The following is a 23,051-nucleotide window of genomic DNA, read 5'->3' as shown; positions in this document are numbered from 1 at the left end:
CCTTATTCGTTTGTGACGGAAGTGGGTGAGGGCTGCTGTTTTTCTGCCGGGGTATGGGGCAGGAAAAACAGCACCAGCGCACCGATCAGGTAGATCAGGTAAGCGCTCAGGGTGCTGACGGTCGGTGCATCCTGATAACCGAACATGCCGGCCAGCACCGAGCCGAGCGGGCCATCCATCGGCAGGGTTGCGCTGAAGTCGATGACCACATCCTGCAAGTGATTCCACACGCCGGCTTCATGCAGTGCCTGCACGGAGTTGGACAGAATCCCGGCGGCTACCACGAGGATGAACAACCCGGTCCAGCGGAAGAACAGGCTCAGGTTCAGACGCATGCTGCCGCTGTAGATCGCCACGCCGAAACCGATGGCCAGCAGCAGGCCGAGCAGGGCGCCGAGGGGCGCGCTGGAGCCTTCGCTTTGCTGGAAGACGGCGAGCAGGAAGAAAACGGTTTCCAGACCTTCCCGGGCCACGGCGAAGAACACCATGGCGATCAGGGCGTACGTCTGGTTTTTCGAGCCGGCGAGGGCGGCGTCCAGGGAGGCATGCAGGGCGTGCTTGATGGAGCGGGCCACCTTGCGCATCCAGAACACCATGGAGCTGAGGATACCCACGGCCACCAGACCGACAATGCCCTCGAACAGCTCCTGCTGCTTTTGTGGGAACTCGGCGCTCATCAGCTCAAGACCACCGCCGACGAACAGGGCCAGGGCTGCGGCGAGGAATACACCGATCCACACCGCAGGCATCCACTCGCCGCGGCCGGTCTGTTTCAGGTAACTGGCGATGATGCCAACGATAAGCGCGGCTTCAATACCTTCGCGCAGCATGATCAAAAACGGAACAAGCATGGTTCACCGGGGTAAAGGCTTCGGGGTGAGGTGTTTCAGCAAGCTGTTTGGCTGAAACAATAAGTAACATAATGATACTCATTCCCGAATGAGAGCCAGTTGTTTTTCCGGTGATGCCTATGCTGTTCAGGTTGGGTTCAGGTAGGGGTAGCGATAGCCCGTGGGAGCGAATTCATTCGCGAAGAGGCCGGTGCATCCCACACATATTTATCATCTTCAATGACGTCTTCGCGGATGAATCCGCTCCCACACAGCCATCCATACAGCCACCCACACTCACATTCAATCAGGCGAGCAGCAGCCCAGTTCTTCAAGGATGCGATATGCCAGACGAACCCGTTCTTCATTGGGGTAGTTCTTGTTGGCCAGGATCACGATGCCGAGCTTCTTGCCGGGTACAAACGCCACGTATCCGCCAAAGCCATTGGTCGAACCGGTCTTGTTGATCCACACGTCCTGCTGCGGTTTCAAGGGTGGGGTCAAGGCGGTAGCGGTCTGGGTTTCGTAGGCGATCTTGCTGGAGTTGCCTGCGAGCAGCGTTTCCAGTTTGACGGGAAGTGTGTACTGCTCCCAGATCAGGTCCTGAGTGAACGGGCCTGATTTGAAGTAGCCGGTCCGGGTATCCGCGAGGGCCCGTTGCAGCGCAGGCGCGGTCTGCACAATTCCCATGTTCGCTTCGACAAAGCGGATCAGGTCACCGCTGCCGGACTTCATGCCATAGGCTTCGGCGGCCAGCACGCCGGGGTTGAGCCTGACAGCCTCGTCCTGCTTGTTGTAACCCTGTGCATAGCGGGACTGTCGATTGGCGGGCACATCGATGTAGCTGTTGGTCATGCCGAGAGCCGGAAACAGATGCTGCTCCATGGCTGTATTGAACGGCAGCTTCATGCTGCTGGCCGCGATCATGCCCAGCAAGCCGATGCTGGGGTTGGCGTAGCTGCGATGGGTGCCGGGCAGGTATTGCGGTTGCCAGGCCTTGAAGTAACTCATCATCTGCCCGTTGTCCCGTATCGCATCGGGAAACTGCAGGGGAAAGCCTCCGGCGGTATGGGTGCCCAGATGAAAGAGCGGCACCTTGCCCAGGCGGCTGGCGTACAACTGGGGCACATAAGTGTCGATGTTGTCGGTCAGGGAAAGCTGGCCGTTGGCTTGAGCCCAGGTGGCGAGGGTGACGGTGAACAGCTTGCTGAGCGAGCCCAGTTCAAACAGCGTGTCGTTGCCGACTTTTGCCTGGCTGTCTCTGGAGGCCACCCCGAAGTCATAGAAGCGCTGCTGGCCATTGTCGGTGATGGCAATGGCCATTCCCGGAATCCTGTACTGCTGCATGAGGCTCTGGACTTCGGCATTCACGGTCTTGTCCAGAGCCGGTGCTTCGCCTTGAGCAAAGGCTGTGCTGCCGATCATGAGCAGCAATGCCGCGGCAACACCTGTTGGGGTCCATTGCATGTGAAACGTCCTCGTATTCGCTGAGGGAGCAGACCCTACCATTTACAGGCAGGGTCTCAATAAACGTTCTTTCTCAAGATATGACCTATATGTTTCAGGTCGCTCAACTGTCGTGGGCTCCGGCGCGCTTGAGCAGTTTCTTGCAGCGTTCTGACAGGTGGATCACGCGCAGATGTTTGCCGGCATTGCTGTAGCGCTCGCGCAGGGTTTTCAGCGCGGCAATGGCCGAGTAGTCGACAAAGTTCAGATGGCGGCAGTCAACGGTTGCATGCTGCGGGTCATTGGCCGGGTCGAACTGGTTGAGAAAACGCGCGGTGGACGCGAAGAACAGGGTGCCGTGCATCAGGTAGAGCTTGCTGCCGTCCTGTTCGAGATGCGTGTCGGCGTAAAGCTCGCGGGCCTGCTGCCAGGCAAAGTTGAGGGCGGCGATGATGACGCCGAACACCACGGCGGCTGCCAGATCGGTGAGCACGGTGACGATGGTCACGGCGATGATCGCCAGCATGTCGTTCATGGGGATCTTGTGCAGCACCCGCAGCGATGCCCAGGCAAAGGTCTGCTGGGACACCACGAACATCACGCCCACCAGCGCCGCCAGGGGAATGCGCTCGATCAGCGGCGACAGGAACAGCACGAACATCAGGATCATGACGCCTGCCACCACGCCGGACAGTCGACCACGCCCGCCGGAACTGAGGTTGATGGCCGTCTGGCCGATCATTGCGCAACCGCCCATGCCGCCGCAGAAGCCGGACGCCATATTGGCCGCGCCCAGGGCGATGCACTCGCGGTTGGAGTGGCCACGGGTTTCGGTGATTTCATCGGTGAGGTTCAGGGTCAGCAGGGTTTCCAGCAGGCCGACGATCGCCATCAGCACGGCATAGGGCATCACGATCTGCAGGGTTTCCATATTCCAGGGCACATCGGGCAAGGCCAGTGACGGCAGGCCACCGGCAATGTGCGCCATATCGCCCAGGGTGCGGGTCGGAAGTTCCAGCAGATACACCAGCAGGCCGACACTGAGAATCGCCACCAGCGCGGGTGGTACGGCACGGGTCAGGAGTGGCAGCAGGTAGACAATGGCCATGGTCAGGGCAACCAGCCCCAGCATCAGGTACAGGCCATTGCCGCTGAGCCAGGCTTCGCCGCTCTTGAAGTGCTCCATTTGCGCCAGTGCAATGACAATCGCCAGGCCGTTGACGAAGCCGAGCATCACCGAATAGGGCACCATGCGCACCAGCTTGCCCAGGCGCAGCAGGCCGAAGGCGATCATGATCAATCCGCCCAGCACCACGGTAGCCAGCAGATACTGCGCGCCGTGCTGCACCACCAGTGCCACGATCACCACGGCCATGGAACCCGCCGCACCGGAAATCATGCCCGGACGCCCGCCGAACAACGCGGTCAGGGTACAGATGATGAACGCGCCATAAAGACCCATCAGCGGGTTGAGGTGAGCCACCAGGGCGAAGGCGATGCATTCGGGCACCAGGGCAAAGGAAGTGGTGAGTCCGGCCAGGACTTCAGTGCGGATACGGAGTGGTTTCATGACTTACCTGAGGGCGAACGTACTGCGTCACAGCCGTCGGCATACAAAAGAAGGGGGCAGATGTTACGAAATATGCGTTTAACCGACCAGTTAAAAAGTCGTCATGAGCGACTATCATCTGCCTCGTGCTTCTATATGCTGGCAAATTTTCTCCAAGCCTAAGGTGCGTTTTCGATGGATGTCGTGTCTCCTCTGGATGCTTATGAACGAGCGGTCCAGCGTGGTTTTCAGCCTGACGAGGCGCAACTTCAGGCTGCCCGACAATTGCAGACGTGTTATCTGGCGCTGGCGCAAAAGGGCAAGGCACCGAAGGGTGTTTATCTGTGGGGGCCTGTGGGGCGCGGCAAGACCTGGCTGATGGACCGTTTTTTCGAGAGCCTGAGCGTACCGGCCCGGCGTCAGCATTTTCATCACTTCATGCGCTGGGTCCACAAGCGCATGTTCGAGCTGATGGGCACGCCCCAGCCGCTGAAAGTCGTGGCCCGTGAGCTGGCCCGCGAGGTGCGGATGCTGTGTTTCGATGAGTTGTTTGTCACCGATATCGGCGATGCGGTGATTCTGGGCGGCCTGTTGCAGGTGATGTTCGAGGAAGGCGTGGTGCTGGTCTGCACCTCCAACCAGCCACCGGAGCAGCTATACAGTCACGGCCATAACCGCGAGCGATTCCTGCCTGCCATCGCTGCGATCCAGCAGTACATGGATGTGGTGACCGTGGACGGCGGCGAAGATCATCGCCTGCATCCCGGTCAGTTGCATCAGCGTTACTGGATTGCCGAGCCGGGACAGGCCAGTGCGCTGGGGGATATCTTCAAGGCCTTGAGTGGCGGGCAGACGGTGTATGACTCGCAGGTGATGCTCGGTTATCGCAGCATCAACGTGGTGCAGCACACCGACACCACGGTCTGGTGCCGTTACCGGGATCTATGCGAGCAGCCCTTGGCGGCCATGGATTTCATTGCGTTATGCGATCGTTTCTCGGTGATCCTGCTTGGCGAAGTCCCGGCCCTGAGCGCCGCCCAGCGCGAAGCGAAGATTGCCCGCGGGACCGAGGATGGTGTCGAGCAAGTGGCGGCGGGGGATCGACAACTGCCGCAACTGTCACCCAACGATGACGGCGTGCGGCGCTTCATCGCTTTGGTGGATGAGTGCTACGACCGGCGCATCCCGCTGTATATCGAGGCGCAGACCTCCATGGACGAGTTGTACACCCAGGGGTATCTGTCGTTTGCCTTTCGCCGCACCCTCAGTCGCCTGCAGGAAATGCAACTGGAGCGTTTTACAGAGCATTGATCGGCCTGGCGCTCAGGCAGCATCCCGACGACGCTGGGCCAGCATATGCCGGGCACCTTCGATGACCAGCACCACCACCGCCAGCCAGATCGGCAGGTAGGTTAGCCATTCATCACGACCAATGCTTTCACCCAGCAGCAGTGCGACACACACCAGCAGTACGGGCTCCACATAGCTGAGCAGGCCGAACAGACTGAATGGCAGGATGCGGCTGGAAAGGATGTAGCTGATCAGGGCCGAGGCGCTGATGATGCCCAGCAGCGGGATCAGGAAGTAGAGTTTGGGTTCGTCCTGAGCCGCCATCGGGTTGCCATTGGCAATGAACCACAGGCCGATGGGCAGCATGAACAGCATGTCGAACCACAGCCCGCCCAGGTTATCGGTCTTGAGCTTGCGCCGCAGGACGAAGTAGAGCGGATAACCCAGCGCCACCAACAGGGTTTCCCAGGAAAAACTGCCCAGCCGCCATAGTTCGTGGCCGACGCCGATCAGGGCAAGCGAAGCGGCGATCTTCTGCAGATGCGACAGGTGTTCGCCGTACACGATGCGGCCCGTGGCGATCATGGTCAGCGGCAGCAGGAAATAACCCAGGGACACTTCCAGACTACGCCCGTGCAACGGCGCCCACATGAAGATCAGCAGTTGCGCGCCCAGCAGCAGCGAAGACAGCAGGATGCCGAACACCAGCAGCGGCTGCTGCCGGATGCGTCCGGCCAGCGCACTTACCAGTTTCCAGTCGCCACTGAACAGCATGAACAGCGTGGCGCAAGGCACGGTCAGCAACATGCGCCAACCGAAGATCTCCTCGCCGGTCAGGGGTGTCATCAGTGAGGTATAGAAGTACATGACGGCGAACAGCACCGACGCCATGACCGACAGCACGACACCTTTATACACAGCGGCCTCTTTGATGGATGGGCGAGCGGGATGCACTGCAAAGGTGCGTAGTCTAGTGCGAAGGTTTGAAAATAGCTGGAGTATTTCTGCTGGCCATCTTCGCGGATGAATCCGCTCCTACATGGTCTGCACAAATCCACCCTTGATAAACACTGCACATATGGAATGCTCCCTGAGTTTGCTAGGCTGTCAGGCTTGCCAGCACGATTCTGTCTGGTGTTCTCAAGGAGTTTGCATGACCTCTTTCAGCCACGAGGCCCAGATAACAAAGGCCCGGCAGGAGCAGTCTTCCACCCGGATAGCGTTTTTCATTGCAGGTTTCAGCGTCGCCTCCTGGGCACCTCTGGTGCCTTATGCCAAGGCCAGGATCGGTCTGGATGACGGCACGCTGGGTTTATTATTGCTGTGCCTGGGCATGGGCTCGATTCTGTCCATGCCGCTGGCGGGGGCGCTGGCCTCTCGTTATGGCTGCCGGCGCCTGCTGGTCTGCTCGACCCTGTTGATCTGCCTGTGCCTGCCCTTGCTGGCGACCATTTCCAGCCTGCCGCTGCTGGTGGCGGCCCTGTTTCTGTTCGGTGCGAGCATGGGCGGGGTGGATTGCACGGCCAATATCCAGGCGGTCATTGTCGAGCGGGCCAGCGGCAAGACCATGATGTCGGGCTTTCATGGCCTGTTCAGCCTGGGCGGTATCGTCGGGGCCGGTGGTGTCAGCGTCCTGCTGACCCTGGGGGCTTCGCCGCTGGTGGCGATGCTGGTGGTGGTTGTGCTGACCCTTGCCGCACTGGCCAAGGCCACGCCGCATCTGTTGCCTTATGGCAGCAAGTCCGAAGGGCCTGCCTTCGCGATTCCCCGTGGCGTGGTGCTGTTTATCGGCCTGCTGTGCTTCACCGTGTTTCTTGCCGAAGGGGCGATGCTCGACTGGAGCGCGGTCTTCCTCAGCTCGCTGCGGGGTGTTGAAACGTCCTATGCAGGGTTGGGTTACGCCGTGTTTGCCGTGACCATGACCTTTGGACGTCTGTTCGGCGATGAGGTGGTGCGCAAGCTGGGTTCCAACCGGATCATCATTCTGGGCGGTCTGTGCGCTGCCAGCGGTCTGGCGATTGCCACGCTGGTACCAGCCTGGGAAGCGGCCTTGCTGGGTTATGCACTGGTGGGCGCCGGTTGCTCGAATATCGTGCCGGTCTGCTACAGCGCTGTCGGCCGACAGACCACCATGCCGGAAAGCGTCGCGATCCCGGCCATCACCACGGTCGGTTATGCGGGGATTCTGGTCGGGCCGGCTGCCATCGGTTTCATTGCCCATGTCAGCAGCCTGGAGCTGGCCTTCATGATCGTTGCCGTGATGTTGCTGGGCGTGGCGATCAGTGGCAGCCAGCTTAAAACCTGAAGATTTCTACAGCTTGCGCGCCATCCCCGACACACGGATCGAACTGCCGATCTGCTCCGGGATTTCGGCGCGCAGGCGTGACGGGCTACCCATGTCTTCGCCCTGCAGAATGTTGATCACGCCGCCGTGGGGCCAGCCGATATCACGCAGGTAGCCGCCCAGTGCTGCGGTGGCCGCGCCGGTGGCCGGGTCTTCGTAGACACCGCCGAAGGCGAACGGATTGCGGGTATGGAAGAACTGCTCGCTTTCGGCAAACACCAGCACGATGGTTGCCCAGCCTTCGCGCACCATCAATTGGCGTCCGGCTTCCTGATCGTAGTGCATGGCCTTGAGCTTCGAGCGGCTGTTGAGCGCCAGCACCAGATGCCCGGCACCGCCATTGATCGCCGCAGGTGGAATACGCTCATCCAGATCGCTGTGCTGATACCCGAACAGAGCCAGGGCTTCTTCCAGCAATTGCGGGCTGATGGCTTTGCTGTGAGTGGGGGGCGATTGCAGGGCGGCTGAGGTCAGTTCGCCACGGGCATGGCCTTCGACCGTGATTTGCGCCTGATTGAGCGTCAGCTTGAACAGCCCGTCGCCTTGCTGCGCGGCCAGTGCGGCGCCCAGGGCAATGGTGGCATGGCCGCAGAAGGGCACTTCGGCCAGGGGCGAGAAGTAGCGTACACGCCATCCATCGTCCAACGGCGCTGCGAAAGCCGTTTCCGAAAAACCGACCTCGGCGGCAATGCGCTGCATGGTGTTTTCATCGGGCAGTGCATCACCGATCCAGACGCCTGCCGGGTTGCCGCCTTGATCGCCGTCGCTGAAGGCAGCCAGTTTGAGAATTTCCGTGGTCATGTCGGACAGACCTTATCGTCACTGTGGGCCGATGATTGTGCCCGAACCCTTTCACTGCAATCCAACGGCAAATGCATTCAGGACCGTGAGGCCTCGCCACATCTGGACAGGCGGCGCTGCATGACCCGCTCGCGCACGAGGTCGTAGGCCCAGTTGAACAGCATGGTGTAAGGCAGGAACAACAGCAGGATGCCGATATCCAGCAGAAAGGCTTCAAGCACGCTGATGGACAACCACCAGGCCGCCAGTGGCACCACGGCCAGAATCAGTCCGCCCTCGAAACCCAAGGCATGAAGTGCGCGTTTGCCCAGGCTCATGCTGAAACCGAGTCGGGCGCGCAGTCTGTCGAACAGGGTGTTGTAGATCATGTTCCAGATCATGGCCACTGTGGAAATCATCACCGTCATGGCCCCCATCATGCCCAGCGAATGCCCCATGACCCAGGCCAGCAGCGGCGCGATCATGATCACGCCGCACACTTCAAACAGGGTGGCGTGCAGGATGCGCTCCTTGAAGGACTTGGCAGGCAAAGTCGATGCAGGGGAGGGCTTGTGGTTTGTCTGACTCATTACAGATGACCTTTTGTGTTGCGGTATGGGTGCATTCTCATCGGTCATTGGGCTAAAGTGAAAATCGTTTCCATCGGAAAAACCGATAGCAGGCCGCCCATGAGTTTTTCACCCGAAGCCCTTGAAGCCTTTGCCCAGATCGTCGAACTGGGTTCGTTCAGCGCCGCTGCCCGTCGTCTGGGCAAGAGCCAGTCCACCATCAGCGAAGCCATTGCCCGGCTGGAAATCGATCTGGGGCTGGAGCTGTTCGACCGCTCCGCGCGTCAGCCGGTCCTGACCGAAGCGGGCAAGGCCATGCTGGGGCGTGTCGAGGATGTGCTCAGTGCTTCGGATCGCCTGCGCCGCACCGCCGGGCGTCTGGCGGCAGGTGCCGAGCCGCGCCTGACCCTGGTGCTGTCCGATGCCAATCAGTTTTCCGAGTTCGAAGTGCGCATGACGGAACTGGACCAGCGCTTTCCCGAACTGGAGCTGGAATGCGTGTTTGCCGAACATGGCGATGCGATCAACCTGATCCAGTCGGGCAGGGCGTCTCTGGGCCTGTTGTCGGCACAGGCGAGCTATCCGCCGGAAATCGGCCACGCGACCATTGTCGAGCGTGCGGACTTCGGCCTGTTCGTCGCCCACACCCATCCGCTTGCTGCGCTGGAGCAGGTCAATTATCAGCAACTGTCCGAATACCGGGCGCTGCGCCTCAATACCTTGATCGACCACAACGTCCCCACCGACGACTTGCCCACCAGTGGCTACAGCAACTGGTCGGCGCCCAATTATCTGCTGTTGATGGACATGGCGGGCTTCGGCTTTGGCTGGTCGGCCTTGCCGCGCTGGCTGGTGTCACGCTACGCCAGCGGGCTGTTGAAAGAACTCAAGGTGTCTGGCTGGCCGCGCAGTTCGGCGGTGGATGTCATCTGGTCACGCCAGCGCAGCCTGGGACCGGCAGGGTCGTGGCTGCTGGAGACGCTGGTGCCCGCCTAACAAACGCATGATGAGCACAATCTGTGGGGGGCACTGTGGGAGCGAATTCATTCGCGAAGGGTTCTACAGACAAATAAAAACCCGCCGAAGCGGGTTTTTCAAAGACCATTCCAACTCCCTGCCGGCAGCCCTCCGGGCCATGGTCGATCGTCCTTGATCCTGGCGAACTCCCTGTTCACCAGTTGTTGGATCCAATCTTACGGGCCTTCTTGAAGGGCAAAAATAGCGAATTGTCCTCAGCTCGTGTAAGCCTTTGGCTATACGTCGGCTGTGAAATTTTCCATGGCCTCTGATCAACCGGCTCTTCAGGGCTCTGGCTCGCTATCTCAAGCTGATATCATCCAGGCATTCGCAAGGTGAGTGGGAAACATGAATCGCCGTAAAAAGATCCAGCAGCTGTTGAAGGCACACGCCAAGAAGGCCAGTGCCAAACTGGCACCCAAGAGCAAGCCTAAATACATTTGCAAGGCTGACCGATTGAAGATGGCTGCCGAAGCCGCTCAAGAGGGGACTGTTGCAGATTCCAATTGAAGAGATGAGGCGCTGAGCCGTCTGGTTCACTTTTCTGCGGGCAAATAAAAACCCGCCGAAGCGGGTTTTTTCCTTTTCCAAAGACCATTCCAACTCCCTGTCGGCAGCCATCCGAGCCATGGTCGATCATCCTTGATCCTGATGAACTTCCTGTTCATCAGTTGTTGGATCCAATCTTACGAGCCTTCTCGAAGGGCAGAAAGAGCGAATTGTCCTTGGCTCGTGTAAGCCTTTGGCTATACGTCGAGCCGGGTTTTCCATAAAACTCATCGGCCCTGTCGCCAGCAAGCTGCCTCCCACACGTGATGCATGACTCAACTTGAACGCCTGCCGCATATCAGCGAAGCTGCCGCCGCATGAATCAATGAATATCGGGAAGATGTGAATGACGCTCAGGGTGATGGTGGTCGGCGGTTATGGAAATTTCGGCAGCATCATTTGCCGGCATCTCGCAGCCGTTCCCGATATCGAACTGGTCATTACAGGGCGTGATGCGCAAAAGCTCTCTCAAAAGGTCGAGGCGCTTGGGCGGCAGTCTGGCAAGGCGGTGCAAGGCTGGTGTGGCAACGCCATGGGCGCAGAGCTGAAACCGGTCCTGGCGCAAATGGGCATTGATTGGGTGATTCATACGGCTGGCCCGTTTCAGGGGCAATCCTATGCCATTGCCGAGTCCTGCATCGATGCCGGGGTCAATTACTGCGATTTGTCCGACTGTCGCCATTTCGTCAACGGTATTTCCGTGCTCGATGCCCGGGCCAGAGCAGCAGGCGTGGCGATCTTCAGCGGTTGCAGTTCCGTGCCTTCGCTGTCTTCGGCCATCATCGATCAGCATCGTCATCGCTTTACCCGCATCGACACCATCAACCACGGCATTTCTTCGTCGGCGAAAATGCCCGGTCTGTCGACCATCGAAGGGGTACTGGCCTATGCCGGCAAGCCGATCAATCAGCTCAAGGAAGGGCGGGTGCATGCGGTTTCCGGCTGGCAGGGGCTTGTCCTGCGCAAGATGCCGATGATGGGCACCCGGCTCCTGGCCAATGTCGATGTGCCCGATATGGATATCTTTGCCGGGCGCTATGGTGCCCGCAACCTGAGCTTCAAGGCGGGATCGGGTTTGAAACTCGGAGGCGTCGCTAATTACTTGCTGGCTCTGGCGGTAAAGGTGGGTTTGATCCGTTCCGTTCCAGCATGGGCTGCGAGGCTGCATCGCTGGGGAACCTGGTTCGAGCGTTTCGGGGATGGCAAAAGTGCGATGTTCATCGATGTCCACGGCCTTGACCATGACGCAAGGCCGCTATTGATGACAGTGCAATTGACGGCCTCTAATGACAAAGGCCCGGAAATCCCCAGTTGCGCAGCCGTCGCCCTGATGGAAAAGGTCAATCGCGGCTACACGCCTGAGCCCGGTGCCCGAGCCTGCGTGGGCGAAATCACCGTTGACGAGTACCTGGCGGCGATCAACGAGCCGTTGAATATTCATCTGTCAGTACAGTTTTCCGACGCGCAGCGCTGACCGATGACTTACCTTCTTCTGAAATACACCCATATCATCGCGGCGATTTTCCTGTTTGGTTTCGGCATGGGGTCTTACCTGTACCTCATCGCCGCCAGCCGCACCGGAAACCCCCACGTCATCGCCCATGTCGCCAGAATGGTGGTGCGCTTCGACACCTGGATTACCACCCCGGCGGGTTTTCTCCAGATCATTACCGGCTACCTGCTGACCCGAATCATGGGCCTGCCCCTGACCACGGAATGGGTATTGACCTCACTGGTGATTTTCCTGTGCGTCGGCTCACTCTGGCTGCCGGTGCTGGTACTGCAGAAGCAATTGCAGACGATGGCTCTGACGGCGGTTCACTCGGGCGCAGAACTGGGCGCCGAGTACCAGTCCGTTTATCGCAAGTGGTTCTGGCTGGGCGTGCCGGGTTTTGCGGGCATGTTCGTTATCGTGCTGATCATGGTGACGAAGATGACGCCATGGCAGGTGGTGGGGATGTTTGGGTGAGTGGCCGACCAGTCAAGGCCTGACTGTCACGTGTGGTAGGGGGCTTGGCCGCTACTTCATACAGGTTTCGAGGACGAGCAGGCAGGCTGAGAGTTCGGCCACTTTGGCCCGTATGGACTCGCATTGATATGAGAATCATTATCAATTATTATCGCCGCTTCTTTGGGGAGGCGCGTCGTGGGCGAGGATCGTATAGGGCTTCTCTATGCAGAGCACAACAGCTGGCTGACGGGCTGGCTTTATCATCGTCTGGGTTGCACCAGCCAGGCGGCGGATCTGGCGCAGGATACTTTTCTGCGCATCCTCACTTCACAGCGTAAAACCGGCGAAACCCTGACCCTGGACCGTCCACGGGCCTATTTGGCGACGGTGGGGCAACGGCTGGTTTGCGACTACTTTCGGCGCCAGTCCCTGGAGCGGGCCTATCTCGACATGCTCGCCCAGGTGCCCGAGGCTTTTGCCTTGTCGCCGGAAGAGCAATGCCACATGCGCGAAACCCTGTTCCAGCTCGACGCCTTGCTCGACCGCTTGAAGCCCGTCGTGCGCGCGGTATTTCTGCTGGCGCAGATCGATGGCCTGACTTATGTGCAGATCGCCCGGGAGTTGGGCATTGGCGAGCGCACGGTCAAGCGTCATATGGCCACTGCCTTTGAAGCCTGCATCCTGAGCGACGTGACGTTTTAATGTCCGCACAGGCACCGATCAGTCGCGATGTTGCCCGTCAGGCCGCCCATTGGCTTGTGCTGATGCATGAGCAGTCACTGAGCCCCGCGCAACAGCAGGCCTGTGCGCGGTGGCGTGCGGCCGACCCGGAGCATGAGCGTGCCTGGCAGCGGGTGCAGCATGTGCAACAGCAATTGGGTGGTCTGCCGCCTTCCATTGCCATGGGCACTCTCAACCGCGAACGACGTCAGGTCTTGAAGACGCTGCTGGTGCTGGCTGCCATTGCGCCCGCTGGCTACCTTGGCTATCGCTTTGGCTCCGACCAGGGCTGGATGGCCGACTACCGAACCCGCACAGGCGAACGGCAGCAACTGACACTCGCTGACGGAAGCGTGGTCGACCTGAACACCGACAGCGCCATCGACGTGCGATTCGATGCCGGGCAGCGGCTGATCCGTCTGGTGCGCGGGGAGATATTGATCCGTACCGGCGTCGATGCCCGTCCTCTGCGAGTGGCCAGCGCACAAGGGCTCATGGAACCCTTGGGGACGCGCTTCAGCGTGCGTCAACTCAGTGGCACCACACAACTTGCGGTGCTCCAGGGCCGGGTTCGGGCCACGCCCGAGCAGGCAGCGCCACAGGTCGTGGAAGCCGGAGAACAAGTGTCTTTCAGCGCAGATGCCTTCGGCCCTTTGCGTCCGGCCAGCGAGCTGGCTACCCGCTGGACACAAGGCGAGCTGGTGGCCGAGAACATGCCGCTGGGGGATTTCCTTCAGGAGCTGACCCGCTATCGACCGGGTCGGCTGCACTGTGACGAAAGCGCATCGGCCTTGCGTATCAGCGGTGGCTTCCAGCTCGACAACAGCGACGCCATCCTCGCCGCGCTGCCGATCACGCTCCCGGTTACCGTGAATTATCGAACCCGTTATTGGGTGACGGTGAGCAAAACGTGATTTTTCACACCGTCTTTTTTGGCCCGTTTTTCTGCGGTGCTCGTCCTTGGTTGTGAATCTGTAAATCACCAAAGGACATTTTGCTCCATGGCTCATCTTCGTATCCCGTGTGCAACCACACGCAACAGGCTCGCTTTGTCATTGCTGACTCTGGCTCTGGCCGCTCAGCCGCTGTGTGCTCTGGCAGACGGAGCGACCCGGCATTACACCGTCCAGGCAGCGAGCCTGTCCCAGGCGCTTGCCGGCTTCAGCTCGCAGGCGAAAATCACCGTGCAGTTCGCCCCGGCCCTGACTCAGGGCTTGAACTCGCCGGGACTGGAGGGTGACTACAGCGCGGAGCAAGGCCTCGCCAGACTGCTGGCCGGTTCCGGGCTTGAGGCGGTGCAACTGGGGGATCGGGTTTATGGGCTGGTCAAAGTCAGTACCGAGGCAGGCACGCTGACCATGCCGAATGTCGATATCAATGCCAGCAGCGCCGCCTTGCAAGGCTCGGAAGCGGCGGGTTATGTGAGCGACAGCATCAACAATGTCGGCGCTCTGGGCGGCATGAAACTGCAGGACACGCCTTATTCCATGAGCGTGACGTCTCAGGCATTGCTCAAGAACATGCAGGCCACGTCCCTCGACGATGTGTTCAAGCGCAACCCCTTCACCCAGCTTTACTCCCCCAAAAGTGCCGGTTACGCCAGTGCTGTGAACGTGCGGGGTTTCAGCAGCTCCGCCAGCCTGAACATCGCCAACGATGGCCTGCGTTTCAGCACACTCGCCGATGCTGGCAACTTCATAGAAGACACCGAACAACTGGAAGTGATCACCGGCCTCACGGGCTTTCTGTATGGCCCGGCGTCTCCTGGCGGCCTGGCCAACTACGTGCTCAAGCGTCCGACCTACCAGCGCTACAACAGCGTCACCCTTGGTAATGCCGGCGGCGAGAACTACTACCTGCACGGCGACTTCGGCGGCCCGATCGACAGCGAAGGCAAGTTTGCCTACCGACTCAACCTCCTGACTCAGGATGGCGAAACCGCCATCGATCTGCAGAAGCGTCGTCGGCAGATGATCAGCCTGGCGCTGGACTGGAACATCAGCGACGACCTGCAAGTGCAATTCGACGCCTCCCACAAGGAAAGCCAGACCCGCGGCCTCACCAGCTATTGGTTCTTCGCCAATCAGGCCTTCCGGCCAAGTGCCTCATCACTGGACACCGACAAGCTCTACAGCCAGAGATGGGGGTTCACCGACAACCAGACCGACAAGGCGGGCGTGCGGGCCAAATGGCGTTTGAATGACACGTTCAGTCTGCGTGGGGCGGTTGCGGCACAGCAATACACCCAGGAATACACCTACACCGGCCCGCAGATCGATGCGCCGGGCGTGTACACCCAGCCTTTGTATGCGTTTGCGCCCCTTGAAACCCGGGAGTACTCCGGCTATCTGTTCCTTGATTCGCAGTTCGCGACAGGCACCCTCGATCACAAGCTGACGCTGGGCTATCAGGGCAATACCGCACGTACCCTGATGCACCAGGACCATATCCCGAGCCAGCAATACAGCTCGGTCACCGGCCCGGCCGTGTCGCTCGATGAACAACCGCAAGTCGGCAAGCCGGGTTACTCCATCGGTCACGGCGCCCAGCACCTCTCCAGCACCAGTGACACCCACAACCTGCTGATCGGCGACATCATCACCTTTAACGAACAGTGGTCGACGATCCTCGGCGTCACCCACACCCGGATCCAGACCTACAACAACGACTTCGTCAACTCCGCCATCCCGCGCAAAACCGAATATGACGAAAGCACGACTTCACCCAGCGTGTCGCTGATCTACAAGCCCGTGCCTTGGCTGACCACCTACGCCACCTATATCGAAGGGCTGCAAAGCGGCGGCATAGCACCCTCGCGAGCAATCAACTCGGGCACCGGCCTGGCCCCCCAGATCAGCAAACAATATGAAATCGGAGCCAAGGCCAGCATCGGCGACACACTGATCACCCTGGCAGCCTTCAACATCGACAAACCCAACGCCTACACCAACAGCGCCCGGGTCTACGTTCAGGACGGTCGCCAGGAAAACAATGGCCTGGAATTCAGCGTTACTGGAAAAGTCACCCCGCAACTGACGCTGGTCAGCGGTTTGACCCTGCTCGATCCCAAAGTGAAAAAGGGCGCCGTAGCGGCCAACGACGGCAACACGCCCATCAACGTCGCCAAGCAACTGGCCAAGGTCTATGCCGAATACGACATTGCCTCCGCGCCAGGCTTTGCAGTGACTGGCGGAGCGTTCTACACCGGCAAGCAATACACAGACGAAGCCAACAACTACAGCCTGCCATCCTTCACCACCTTCGATGCCGGCGCCCGCTACCGCATGGCGCTGGGCAACAATGACCTGACCCTGCGCATGAACGTGAGCAACCTGACTGACAAGAAGTATTGGCTCAACAGCAACTATCTGGGGGATCCGCGGACTGTGGCTTTTTCGGCGCAGTTGGAGTTTTGATAGTCCTGTAATCACTGGATGGGTGTTGTATTGTTACCCGCATATCTCAAAGCGAGTCTTTCGCAGACGTCAGAACACCGGACTTACATTCGATGAATATTGAGCGACAGGAAGATCTGCAGCGTATCGCGGTTCAGGAAAAGGTTCTCCAGTTCAAAGCGTTCAACAACGCTGCAGCATGGGCACTTGGGCTCAGGCTGAAGACCCTGTGCGAAGAGGCGGGGGTGGGTACGACGATTGAAATCAGACTTGCTCGCGAGACGGTGTTTTTCTACGCAATGCCCGGAACCGCTTCATGCAATGCTGACTGGGCCCGCCGAAAAAGAAATGTGGTGGAGTTGATGGGCCAGAGTTCTTATCGAGTGGGCTTGTCATTTGAAGACGGTCACTCGCTGGAGTCTTCCATGGCTCTCTCTCCACGCGACTATGCATGCCACGGCGGCAGCTTCCCCTTACAGGTCGAAGGTGTTGGATTCATAGGCGTCGTGACTGTGTCGGGTCTGCCTCAGAGACAGGATCATGCGCTGGTGGTGCAGGTGCTTGCCGAGATGTGTGGGGTCAAGCTTTCAGACGTGGCTCTCACTCCGTAAACCGGGGCTTCTTGCGCCGATCACACATTGTGGGAGGCAGCTTGCTGGCGACTGCAGCGTACAGACGCATAATATCTGCCGGTTCAGAAGACATTCTCGCCTCGGTCGCTCGTGCAGCACGAGCGTCAAGTGCGTGACTTTGAAATACAACACTAGTGCTTACCGATCGAATCCTGCCTGGATACTAATAGACAACTTTACCCAAGAGCGATGTATACCAATACGAGAACGGCGTGTGTTCAGGCATGGGTGTAAAAAACATCAAAAGTTTGAGCACTTCAGGTAAAGTGGCGCCGCCCGAAAATTGGATTCGGGTTATATCGCATGGGGAAACATCGTGAAGTCGTTTAGTAAAGTCATCGCTTCTGCAGTATGTGGTCTGGTTCTGGCGGGTTGCACCGGCACCGCTATGAAAACTCAGCAATACGATAGCAACCAGTACACTGTCGTTGGTCACAGTGAAGCAAGTGCTACAGGCCTGATGCTTTTCGGTCTGATCCCTATTCGTCAGAATGATCGTTTTGTTCGCGCTCAGAATTCTGCTATCCAGGCGAAAGGCGGAGATGCGCTGATCAATACTCAAGTGCAGGAAAAATGGTTCTGGGCCTGGGTCCTGAACGGCTACACCACCACCGTATCCGGTGATGTCATCAAGCTGAAAACTGCTAAATAAGCAGCGCTTGGTATGAGAAAGCCCGGTTCGCCGGGCTTTTTTGTTTCTGGCAGTTGGGCGGCTGTTACGCGAATAGTCAGCAAGATATGGCAAAGGCGTTGGTAGAGCACTGTCTTGCGAGCTGAGAAACGCTGAATACTTAAATGTCATCTCGACGTTTTCAAGACCAGTCCGGTTCAGCGTGCTTCAATCCCGTTCAGCGAACGATCAACCACGGTTTTGGCCATTTCCACCAGATGCACAACGGAAAGTGCCAGATGCCGTTGCGTTCCATTCAGATGGTCACTGCTTTCATAAGCCGTGGCGGCCGCGCAACTGAGCAGTTCCGAGGCATAGCACAGAGATTGTTCAAGCGTGGTGTTCGGGCTGGAAAGGGAAGGGTGGTCAATAGGTAAAGCGGGTTCTGCATTGAGCATGTTGGAGATTCCTAACGCTAAGGGAATGCTGTCTCCTGTCGCGACTAAACGAAAGGTGGCAGCCGTGCACAGGTTAGTCGACCGGGCGTTAGGATCCGGCGCACCCGAAGGTGCCCTGGGCACGGCCACCATAAAGTGCAGACGAAAAAATCATCTGACTCTGGCGACGCCATGCGCCTAACACAATTGGGCGACTAAACCCGATCACTGCGATGCAGCGACCGGCGCACATTAGTGGCCTGTATGGGTGGGCGCAAGGGGGTGGGATTTTCTAGGAAATTTCGTTCAAGAGAAAGGGAAAAGTCGTTTGTGGCTGTGGTGGGTGTAGTACAGATTGTCTTTGGTAGAGGCGTCTGGGATGGTGAAATTGTCGGTGTTTCAACTTGCTGACCTGTTGGCGACGAGGCAGTAATCGGCCAGAAGCTGCCTGCCATTTTCGGCGCGTCAGTCCGGATCAGCAGCCTTTCTCTGTGGAATATGTAGTGTCTCTTCAGAATGAGTAAATAGCTCACTTGTACTATTGATACCGCTGGCTCTGCGTAATCAAATGGACCTGAGGAGTGTGTCGTTGAACCAACGCTGTTTCAGTAGTAGCCACTCCTCGGCTGTCTTTGTTCAGACGCAGTTCGATAAAGCAAAGAGTGGCAGCTTTGCCACAGGAATAGCGGCTGGTTCTGACACCGCCGCCCCTTCACCTGCTAGACCGCACAGCAACCGAGTGATAGAGGAAGTCTCCATGAAAAACAGACTGAAGAAAGCACGTTTGACAATTGGAACGGCGCTCGCCCTTTCAGTGGGGCTCGCGTTTAGCGGCACCGCAAGTGCCTTTACTTTTGAACACGGCTGGAGTTGCCAGAACAAGTGGTACCAAATGGGGCTCATCGAGTTGATTTCTTGTGGAGGTGGCGGCAATGGTTGATCGAGTAGAGGGTTTTTGCACTCGTTAAGACGCATGCACTAAACCCTTGACCAAGCAATAAGCGGGGCGTTGTAAAATAGGCAACGCCCTCGCAGAGTTTCAGCAAATCCGCGTCGACCCCTCCCTCTGCCCCAAAACCGCTCCTGGTGCCATTTTCATAGCATGCCAGCGTGCTCCGAATTGACTATCCCATTCCCCCCAGAAGCGTAGCTTTCACAGCGATTGAGTTCGGATCTGCGCCTGCTCATTCAACCGTAAGCCCAGGCTCGCCGCGGCCTTGAGGCTTGATGACCTCAGTTGATCATGGAGATTTCCAATTGGTGCTTGACCATGGAGAACGATCGTTCTACATTGAGTCCATGGAGACCCAAATGACAGACACTCGAGAAAAGATTATTGCGACCGCCGAGCAACTTATTTATCAGAACGGCATTCATGCGACAGGTATGGACCTTTTGGTGAAAACCTCGGGCGTAGCTCGTAAAAGCATTTATCGCTATTTCGCGACCAAAGATGAAGTGGCGGCGGCAGCGTTGAACGCACGAGATGTTCGCTGGATGCAGTGGTTCAGAACGGAGTGTGATAAAGCGGATACTCCGCAAGACCGTATCCTCAACATCTTTACGGTGCTTAAGGGATGGTTCGAGTCAGACGGATTTCGAGGCTGTGCATTCATTAATACAGCCGGAGAAGTTGGAGATCCCGATGATCCTGTTCGCCATATCGCCAAGCTGCATAAGCAGAAATTATTGGATTACACGCTCGAACTGACCGAGCCGTTGAATGCAGAGCAACCCTTTGTCCTGGCGAGACAACTGCTGATATTGATCGAAGGTGCAATCACGATGGCACGCGTGATGGGCGATTACAACGCCGTCGATGACGCAAGGGAAGTTGCACGACTATTGATTAAATAGGCATCGCTTTAAAAAATGACACGTCGCAAGACGTGCGATTTAAAAGATGACGTTAACGCTCATTGGACCGCGTGGCTGCCCTGCACCCGTTCGAATAAACTGGATCATTTAAGACTTTGATGTAGGTAGCGATTATCGTGACGCATTTATGTTGTGACGATAATCGCTGAGAAAGTTGTACGGCTCTTGTTTAAAGAGTCCTCTTTGCAGGCGCTTGAGTTCCAAAAACGTTAAATAAACGACACATCCAATTCTCCTGGAGGCACTACCATGTCCAATGCACAAACTCGCCCGCCACTTCCTCCGTTCACCCGTGAAACGGCAATCGAGAAAGTCCGACTCGCTGAAGATGGCTGGAACAGCCGCGATGCCGAAAAGGTCTCGCTTGCCTATACGCTGGATACCAAATGGCGTAACCGCGCCGAATTTGCGACCAATCGCGAAGAAGCCAAAGGTTTCCTCTCTCGCAAATGGAAAAAAGAGCTTGATTACCGCCTGATCAAAGAGCTTTGGGCCTTCACCGACAATCGCATCGCCGTACGTTACGCCTACGAGTGGCATGATGATTCGGGTAACTGGTTCCGCTCTTACGGCAACGAAAACTGGGAATTCGAAGCGGATGGCCTGATGCACCGTCGCTTCGCCTGCGTCAACGACATGCCCATCAAAGAGAGCGAGCGCAAGTTCCACTGGCCTCTGGGACGCCGCCCGGATGACCACCCAAGCCTGTCTGACCTCGGTCTGTAAATACCTCCACAACCAGATTGTTCGAGCGTGGTGTTCGGGCTGGAAAGGGAATAAGCGGGGCGTTGTAAAACATGCAACGCCCTCGCAGAACTATCAGCTTGTTCGCATTTGGGGGGTGAGAAACGTACGCCCAAGAACCTGCTGGCGAAAAGGCCTGAAAGCTGACAGATTTTCTGCGTCTGTAGACTGAAGGCGCCAGCAAGCGCCTCCCACCCAACCCCTGCAAAGGCGCAGAAACGGTTTGAAAGCTGCTTCAAAGGCGCCACTCGATGCCCAGGTACAAGCTGCGTCCATCGCCGGGGAAATAGTAATTACCATCCTGACCACGCACGTTGGCCTGTACGGCAGTGGATGCGGCATAAGTGCGGTTACCCAGATTGCGACCTTCGACGAACCAGCGGGTATGTACGTCGAGCTCCCCGCCCACGGTCAGGTTGAGCAAACTGTAGCCGTTGCTGGACAGCGTGTTGGCATGGTCGATGTAGGTTTTCCCGGGTAGCCACTCCACCGAAGGCGCGACGTAAATCCAGCGACTGGGTGACCATTTCAGCTCGCCACGCAGCATCTGTCGTGGAACGCCGGCCAGACGGTTGTCTCCGAATGCTGAATCGCCATCGAAGCGGAAGTCGTTGAACAGGTAGTTCATCCGCATCAGCAACTGATCGTTGATGGGCATGCTGGCGAAGAGCTCGATGCCTTGATGAATGGTTTTGCCAGCATTCACCGTGCCCAGTGCATTGCCCTGGCTGTCGGTCAATGAAAGCAGTTCACGGTCGATCCAGGAGCGGTATACCGCCGCGTCCAGTTGCAGATCACCGACGCGATGGCGGTAGCCGATCTCCAATGTGGTGGACTCCTGATCTTCAGCGATGGGTTGCGTATTGACGACGATTTCCCCGAACGGAGGCGCCTCGTAGCCCTTGCTGACATTGGCGTACCACTGGCTATGCGCAGTGGGCTCGAAAAGTACGCCCACTTTCGGACTCAGCCCCTCATAACGCTCGTCATAACTGGTGGCCGGAAATCCTTTGTAGTCGGTCTTGCGCGTCGCACGTACGGTCTGGGCTCCGATCTGCAAGGTCCAGGCTTCGGTCAGCCCATGGCTATATTGGACAAAGAACGAACTGTCGCTGGCCTCAAGGTCGCTTTGACGGGGCAGGCCTCCCGGTTTGCCATTGACATTGGTGAAGCGTTTTTCATTACCCGTCAGGCGCGAGATATTGGCCCCCAGAACCAGCTCTCGGGTAAGTTCCGGTGAGCCGAATTCGGTAACGCTACGTAGCCCGAGGCCCACGTCCTGCAAGTCTTGTTGCAGCACAGCGTAGGTCATGGCGTGGTCACGCTTGCGGTCGGCCAGATAGATCGAACTCTCGATCCTGGTGCGGTCACTGGCCTGCCAGTTCAATTTCAATGCCGCACGATCCATTCGATAGTCGTTATGTGCATCGAGTCGCTCATAGTTCGCAGCAGCCGAACGTGGATCATCGCGCATCGTCGCCTCGGAAATACTGCCGGGCATTTCCAGCTTGCTTTCCAGATGCGTCAAATAGAGTCGGGCCTCCAGCACCTCGGACAGACGTGCGCCAATATTGCCGAAATAGCGGGTAGAGTCGCTTGCGGACTGATGGCGGTAACCATCCTGATGGCTGTCGGTGATGCTCAGGAAACCATCGAACACCTCATCAGCGCCAGCAATGGCAAGCTGGTTTCGTCGCAGGTCGTAAGAACCGGTCTGGGCACGTAATAAAAGCGCTGGATAGTCACGGCCGGTCGGCGAGACGAAGTTCACTGCTCCGCCCAGACCATTGGCACCATACTCCAGGCCCGACGCGCCGCGCCAAATCTCGATGTAACGTGCTGCCAACGGCTCGATGGACTGGAAATCACCACTGCCGTCGGCGTGATTAAGCGGTATCCCGTCCTGATAGAGCTGGATTCCACGCATCAGGAAACCGCGCTGAATACCCGAGCCACGAATCGAGAAACGGGCTTCGTCGCCATGCCGACTCTGAGCCAGCACGCCAGGGGCGTAACTCATGGCATCGACCACAGTACTGGCACGACCGTCACGATAACGCTCACCATCAACCAGTGCAGTGCTGGCGGCTCGTCTTTCCAGTTGCTTGCGTGCCTGATCGACCTCGTCGTCCGCCTGAGCAACGACCTCCATGGGCTCAAGCTCCTGCGGCTCTCTAGTGGCAGCAAAGCCTGGGGCTGCGGCAGGCAACAAGGTAGCCATGATGATTCCAAGCGCCATTTTATTGCGGACTACGACCTGCTTGATAAACAGGCTGGACAAGGCATCAGGCGCCGCCGCAACACGAGTGG

The 23,051-nt window shown here is 58.1% G+C and carries 22 protein-coding genes; 14 read left to right on the top strand and 8 right to left on the bottom strand.

Annotation, left to right across the window (positions count from 1 at the left end; genetic code table 11):
- Positions 1–2: 2 nt before the first annotated feature.
- From efeU to KQP88_RS15585, 3 genes are all read right to left on the bottom strand, one after another.
- Complete coding sequence (gene efeU / locus KQP88_RS15595) at positions 3–851, bottom strand: iron uptake transporter permease EfeU (RefSeq protein WP_200993309.1); 849 nt, start codon at positions 849–851, stop codon at positions 3–5.
- 282 nt (positions 852–1,133) lie between these two features.
- Positions 1,134–2,297 (bottom strand): class C beta-lactamase, encoded by a 1,164-nt coding sequence (ampC, locus tag KQP88_RS15590; protein ID WP_216703546.1) that lies wholly within the window; start codon positions 2,295–2,297, stop codon positions 1,134–1,136.
- Between the two features lie 103 nt (positions 2,298–2,400).
- Complete coding sequence (locus KQP88_RS15585; RefSeq protein WP_200993307.1) at positions 2,401–3,846, bottom strand: SulP family inorganic anion transporter; 1,446 nt, start codon at positions 3,844–3,846, stop codon at positions 2,401–2,403.
- Between the two features lie 174 nt (positions 3,847–4,020).
- Here KQP88_RS15585 and zapE point away from each other — a divergent pair, with 174 nt between their 5' ends.
- The gene (zapE, locus tag KQP88_RS15580) at positions 4,021–5,136 is read left to right on the top strand and encodes a cell division protein ZapE (RefSeq protein WP_216703545.1); all 1,116 of its coding nucleotides are present in this window, start codon (positions 4,021–4,023) and stop codon (positions 5,134–5,136) included.
- Between the two features lie 12 nt (positions 5,137–5,148).
- On the opposite strand, the gene rarD is transcribed toward zapE, so the two are convergent.
- Positions 5,149–6,033, bottom strand: coding sequence for an EamA family transporter RarD (gene rarD, locus KQP88_RS15575; RefSeq protein ID WP_216703544.1), 885 nt, complete (start codon positions 6,031–6,033; stop codon positions 5,149–5,151).
- A 235-nt stretch (positions 6,034–6,268) separates the two neighbouring features.
- On the opposite strand from rarD, the gene KQP88_RS15570 reads away from it, so the two are divergent.
- Positions 6,269–7,420 carry an MFS transporter gene (locus KQP88_RS15570; RefSeq protein ID WP_216703543.1) on the top strand — a complete coding sequence of 384 codons (1,152 nt, stop codon included), beginning with the start codon at positions 6,269–6,271 and terminating at the stop codon, positions 7,418–7,420.
- 6 nt (positions 7,421–7,426) lie between these two features.
- On the opposite strand, the gene KQP88_RS15565 is transcribed toward KQP88_RS15570, so the two are convergent.
- Entirely contained in the window at positions 7,427–8,260 is an 834-nt protein-coding gene (locus tag KQP88_RS15565; protein ID WP_216703542.1) for a PhzF family phenazine biosynthesis protein, read from the bottom strand.
- Between the two features lie 77 nt (positions 8,261–8,337).
- Positions 8,338–8,829, bottom strand: a complete 492-nt coding sequence (locus KQP88_RS15560) for a multidrug/biocide efflux PACE transporter (RefSeq protein WP_200993302.1) — start codon at positions 8,827–8,829, stop codon at positions 8,338–8,340.
- Positions 8,830–8,928: 99 nt separating this feature from the next.
- On the opposite strand from KQP88_RS15560, the gene KQP88_RS15555 reads away from it, so the two are divergent.
- From KQP88_RS15555 to KQP88_RS15515, 9 genes are all read left to right on the top strand, one after another.
- Positions 8,929–9,804 (top strand): LysR family transcriptional regulator, encoded by an 876-nt coding sequence (locus KQP88_RS15555; RefSeq protein ID WP_200993301.1) that lies wholly within the window; start codon positions 8,929–8,931, stop codon positions 9,802–9,804.
- Positions 9,805–10,173: 369 nt separating this feature from the next.
- Positions 10,174–10,335, top strand: coding sequence for a DUF2986 domain-containing protein (locus tag KQP88_RS15550; RefSeq protein WP_216703541.1), 162 nt, complete (start codon positions 10,174–10,176; stop codon positions 10,333–10,335).
- Positions 10,336–10,720: 385 nt separating this feature from the next.
- A complete protein-coding gene (locus tag KQP88_RS15545) occupies positions 10,721–11,848 on the top strand; it encodes a saccharopine dehydrogenase family protein (protein WP_216703540.1) in 1,128 nt (375 codons plus the stop codon).
- A 3-nt stretch (positions 11,849–11,851) separates the two neighbouring features.
- Positions 11,852–12,343 carry a DUF2269 family protein gene (locus KQP88_RS15540; protein ID WP_216703539.1) on the top strand — a complete coding sequence of 164 codons (492 nt, stop codon included), beginning with the start codon at positions 11,852–11,854 and terminating at the stop codon, positions 12,341–12,343.
- A gap of 177 nt (positions 12,344–12,520) precedes the next feature.
- Positions 12,521–13,027, top strand: coding sequence for a sigma-70 family RNA polymerase sigma factor (locus KQP88_RS15535; RefSeq protein WP_221526988.1), 507 nt, complete (start codon positions 12,521–12,523; stop codon positions 13,025–13,027).
- Complete coding sequence (locus KQP88_RS15530; RefSeq protein ID WP_216703537.1) at positions 13,027–13,959, top strand: FecR domain-containing protein; 933 nt, start codon at positions 13,027–13,029, stop codon at positions 13,957–13,959. The genes KQP88_RS15535 and KQP88_RS15530 overlap by 1 nt, the downstream gene beginning before the upstream one ends.
- Before the next feature lie 87 nt (positions 13,960–14,046).
- Positions 14,047–16,461: a TonB-dependent receptor gene (locus KQP88_RS15525; RefSeq protein ID WP_216703536.1), complete on the top strand. Its 2,415-nt coding sequence runs from the start codon at positions 14,047–14,049 to the stop codon at positions 16,459–16,461.
- A 92-nt stretch (positions 16,462–16,553) separates the two neighbouring features.
- Positions 16,554–17,051 (top strand): heme-degrading domain-containing protein, encoded by a 498-nt coding sequence (locus KQP88_RS15520; protein WP_216703535.1) that lies wholly within the window; start codon positions 16,554–16,556, stop codon positions 17,049–17,051.
- Positions 17,052–17,388: 337 nt separating this feature from the next.
- The gene (locus KQP88_RS15515; protein ID WP_216703534.1) at positions 17,389–17,724 is read left to right on the top strand and encodes a hypothetical protein; all 336 of its coding nucleotides are present in this window, start codon (positions 17,389–17,391) and stop codon (positions 17,722–17,724) included.
- A gap of 176 nt (positions 17,725–17,900) precedes the next feature.
- On the opposite strand, the gene KQP88_RS15510 is transcribed toward KQP88_RS15515, so the two are convergent.
- Entirely contained in the window at positions 17,901–18,140 is a 240-nt protein-coding gene (locus KQP88_RS15510; RefSeq protein ID WP_216703533.1) for a DUF6124 family protein, read from the bottom strand.
- 736 nt (positions 18,141–18,876) lie between these two features.
- Between KQP88_RS15510 and KQP88_RS15505 the strand changes: the two genes are divergently transcribed.
- The 3 genes from KQP88_RS15505 to KQP88_RS15495 all read left to right on the top strand — a co-directional run bounded on the left by KQP88_RS15505 (position 18,877) and on the right by KQP88_RS15495 (position 20,723).
- Positions 18,877–19,059 carry a hypothetical protein gene (locus tag KQP88_RS15505; protein ID WP_200993290.1) on the top strand — a complete coding sequence of 61 codons (183 nt, stop codon included), beginning with the start codon at positions 18,877–18,879 and terminating at the stop codon, positions 19,057–19,059.
- A gap of 359 nt (positions 19,060–19,418) precedes the next feature.
- Complete coding sequence (locus tag KQP88_RS15500; RefSeq protein WP_410175239.1) at positions 19,419–19,976, top strand: TetR/AcrR family transcriptional regulator; 558 nt, start codon at positions 19,419–19,421, stop codon at positions 19,974–19,976.
- A 270-nt stretch (positions 19,977–20,246) separates the two neighbouring features.
- On the top strand, positions 20,247–20,723 hold the full coding sequence (locus KQP88_RS15495) for a nuclear transport factor 2 family protein (RefSeq protein ID WP_200993288.1): 477 nt from the start codon (positions 20,247–20,249) through the stop codon (positions 20,721–20,723).
- Positions 20,724–20,976: 253 nt separating this feature from the next.
- Here KQP88_RS15495 and KQP88_RS15490 read toward each other — a convergent pair whose 3' ends face one another.
- Positions 20,977–22,962 carry a TonB-dependent receptor family protein gene (locus tag KQP88_RS15490; RefSeq protein WP_216703531.1) on the bottom strand — a complete coding sequence of 662 codons (1,986 nt, stop codon included), beginning with the start codon at positions 22,960–22,962 and terminating at the stop codon, positions 20,977–20,979.
- Positions 22,963–23,051 lie beyond the last annotated feature (89 nt).

This window comes from Pseudomonas lijiangensis (assembly GCF_018968705.1).
GTDB lineage: Bacteria > Pseudomonadota > Gammaproteobacteria > Pseudomonadales > Pseudomonadaceae > Aquipseudomonas > Aquipseudomonas lijiangensis.
The sequence above is the reverse complement of the archived record's forward strand: the minus strand, read 5'-3'. Positions and strand labels throughout refer to the sequence as shown.